Source organism: Mycobacterium sp., assembly GCF_035697385.1.
Classification (GTDB): Bacteria; Actinomycetota; Actinomycetes; order Mycobacteriales; family Mycobacteriaceae; genus Mycobacterium.
The window spans coordinates 1-3153 of the sequence record NZ_DASSCY010000276.1 but is presented as its reverse complement, the minus strand read 5'-3'; the positions used below and the strand labels follow the sequence as shown (position 1 = coordinate 3153).

The 3153-nt window shown below is 65.7% G+C and carries 3 protein-coding genes; all 3 read right to left on the bottom strand.

The window, feature by feature from the left end; genetic code table 11:
- Positions 1–684 (bottom strand): tetratricopeptide repeat protein (locus tag VFH65_RS23395; RefSeq protein WP_353324663.1); only part of this gene is annotated, 684 nt, incomplete at its 3' end.
- Positions 681–1901 (bottom strand): ATP-binding protein, encoded by a 1221-nt coding sequence (locus VFH65_RS23390; protein WP_353324661.1) that lies wholly within the window; start codon positions 1899–1901, stop codon positions 681–683. The genes VFH65_RS23395 and VFH65_RS23390, both read right to left, overlap by 4 nt.
- Before the next feature lie 81 nt (positions 1902–1982).
- The coding region (locus VFH65_RS23385) for a lipase family protein (protein ID WP_353324659.1) at positions 1983–3153 on the bottom strand (1171 nt) is incomplete at its 5' end.

The following is a 3153-nucleotide window of genomic DNA, read 5'->3' as shown; positions in this document are numbered from 1 at the left end:
ACGGCGCAACACCGCCGTGAGCACCACACCGACGTTTTGTCGCGCCACGTCACCGATCGACGGGTCGAGCCGTCCGGCGCCGAGGAAGCCATGGATTGCGCTCCATCGCCGACCGCGCACGTACTTCAGCCTCGCCAAATTGTGTACAGCGTCGGCGTTTTCGGGATTCAGTCGCAGCGCCTCCCGATAGTCGCCCTCCGCCGAATCGACGTGACCGAGGGCGAGGTAGATGTCGCCTCGAAGATTCAACGTGTCGACATCTGACGGGCTCAGCCGCAGCGCCTCATTGACGACCGTCATCGCTTCATGCGGACGGTTCGTAGCCTCCAGCAGGCGCGCATAGTTGTAATGCGCCACATGGCTGTGCGGATGTGTGGTCGCCGTCCGCCACGCCATCCAGACCGCTTCCGAAATCCGGCCCTGCCCTTCGAGTGCACTGCTGTAGACGCTCATCGCGTGCTCGTTGTCCGGGACCACCGCTAGCGCGGCGTGCGCGCTGCGCGCCGCCGCCGCGTAGTCGGACTGGCCCAGCTTTGCACGCGCGTGAGCAGTCAGCAGTCGCGGGTGATGCGGGTTGGTCGCCAGCGCCGCCCGCACGACCTCCTCGGCGCGACGGTAGTTGCCTGTCGTGAAGTAGGTTTCGGCGACATGGACGACCGCGTCGGCATCAGGAGCCGTCGTCACCGAATCTTCCTGCGCCGCAGGTACCTCGCTAGCTCGTCGTAATTGCCGTCGTTGTTGGCGAACTCGACGACGTTGCGTGCGGTGTCGAACCATGGTCCCGCCGACGGCCGCACCTGGCCCAACGCCGCGTCGACGTCGGGCATCCGCACCGGCCGCACCTGACCTCTGCGCACCGAGTCGGCCATCGCGAACTGCGTTGCGGTGGCGCATACGTACGCGAGGTCCGCGCCCGAGAACCCATCGGTGCGGCCGACGATCGCCTTGAGGTTGATGCCCTCAACCGGGCGGTCCTGCAGGTGCAGCTTGACTATCGCCGCGCGCGCTTCGGCGTCTGGCAGGCCCACAAAGATCATCCGGTCGAAGCGACCCGGCCGCCGCAGCGCGGGATCGATGTCCCACGGCGCATTCGTCGCACCCAGTACGTACACACCGTCATTTGTCGAAGTCGCCGAATCCAGTTCCTCCAGCAGGGTATTGACCACTGGACGCAGTCCGGATGACCCGCTCAGCGCTGACCGGCGATGGCCCAGCGCGTCGACCTCGTCGAAGAACAGCACGCACGGCGCATTGCGGCGGGCGTTGTCGAACACGGCGCGGATGCTGCGCTCGCTCTCCCCGAACCACCGGTGCATCACGTCGGCGATACCGACGGGATAGAAGTTCGCGCCAAGCTCCCCCGACACTGCGTTGGCGACAAAGGTCTTGCCACACCCCGGCGGTCCGTACAGCAGCAGGCCCCCGCGTGCGGACACCTTGTAGGCCTTCATCAGTTCCGGGTTACGGATCGGCCCCAGCAGCGAGAGCTCGAGCTGCGTCTTGACGTCGTCCATACCGGCGATGTCGGCGAGGCGGACAGCGCTCGGCGCGACGACGTCGTAGTCCTTATCGGCGACGGTTTCGGCAGGTTCGTCGACAAATGCGGGTTTGATGATGTCAGCCACCTGATCCTCGGCGGCCGACCAGTCGAAGGCCGCCGCCTGCTGCTGACTCGGTGTGCGAGCCGCTTTTCCAGCCAGCGCCGCCGAGCACCGTTGCAGCAGTCCCAGCGCGGTGGTGTTCGTCGCATCCTGGGCCAGCGCTGCACTGCAATGCCCGAGTGCCTCGGCATAACGCTCACGCGAGACCAGCAGTTCGGCCAGGTGTAGACGCAACGGGACGACGTCGGGGCTGCGTTCGACGGCGGCCGCCATCTCCCGGATCACCGGATCCTCCGTCAACACCCACTCCCATCGCCGCCCCGGACAATCCTAGGCGGGGCCTGCGCATGTTCCGTGCAGAGATTCGGCCGGTGCAGCGCCCTAGAACTGTCCGCAGTTGGGTGTCGTCGGTAATCCGTTGAACCGGTCGGCAATCCACTGCATGGCCCGCTCGCCGTCCACCAGCATCGGCAGCGCATGATTAACGACCAGCTTGTTCATGAACGGCGGCTCTTCGTTGGTCCAGAACTCGACGTCGGCGCCCTGTGCGCACCAGTCCCGTCCTAGTTGGTTGGCGCCGGTCCACGGCACCAGGGGGTCATACCGATTGCTCAGGATCATCACTGGCGCATTGGGTTTGTAGCGGCCGATCTTCTGCATGTCGAACAGAGTGCTGAACGGCTCCTGGTTGACCAGCTCGAAGATGTTTGAGTTGAAGTATGGCTGCAGGTGCCGAAACATGAACTTGGTGATGGTCTCGGCGATGCACTGGTCCTGAACCTTGTAGAGCATGTCCGCACCACGCGGCGTCAGCGTCCCCCGGATGGCCTCCTCGAACTCCGGATAGGTGGTGATGACCGAGTTGAGCGCATATCCGACCACCCCAACCAGCGCGCTACCGTCCGCGTACGGGAACAGCTCTTTGAGGTCGGCCGGCGGCGCACCCGCATACGTCCCCACGACATGCAGGTCCGGCGCGTACGACGGCGCCAGCTCCGCCGCCGACGCCGCCGCCCCACCACCCTGCGAATAGCCCCAAAATGCAACGGGCCCATGCGGATCCAACGACGTGTCCGGTAGTCGCATCGCGGCTCGACCGGCGTCGAGCATCGCGTTGCCCTCGGCGATCCGGTTCACATATGTGTGCAAACCCGGCGTGCCGAGGCCTTGATAATCGGTCATCACGATCGCGAACCCGCGCGCGACCATCGTCGCGACGAACAGCTCCTCGTAGTTGAAGGCAAGGTCTAGCCATGGCGACCAGTGGATCCCCTGGTTGAACTGCCGCGACGGCGCGCACTGGTCGCCCTGGCCCTGCGTGCCGGGACCGTAGACGATCAATGGCCGCGGCCCCTGGCCCGGCCAGTCGTTATAGGGCTCGAAGTAGGTGCCCGCCACGGCCATGGGGTTTCCACGAGCGTCGATGCTGCGGTACATGATTCGCGTACCCGTCGCCATGATCGCGCCCAGCTGACCCGACGGCTCGAGCACCAGCCGCGACGGCTCGGTGCGAATCAGGTCCCCAGGCTCACCGGGCGGCAACGGATCCGGC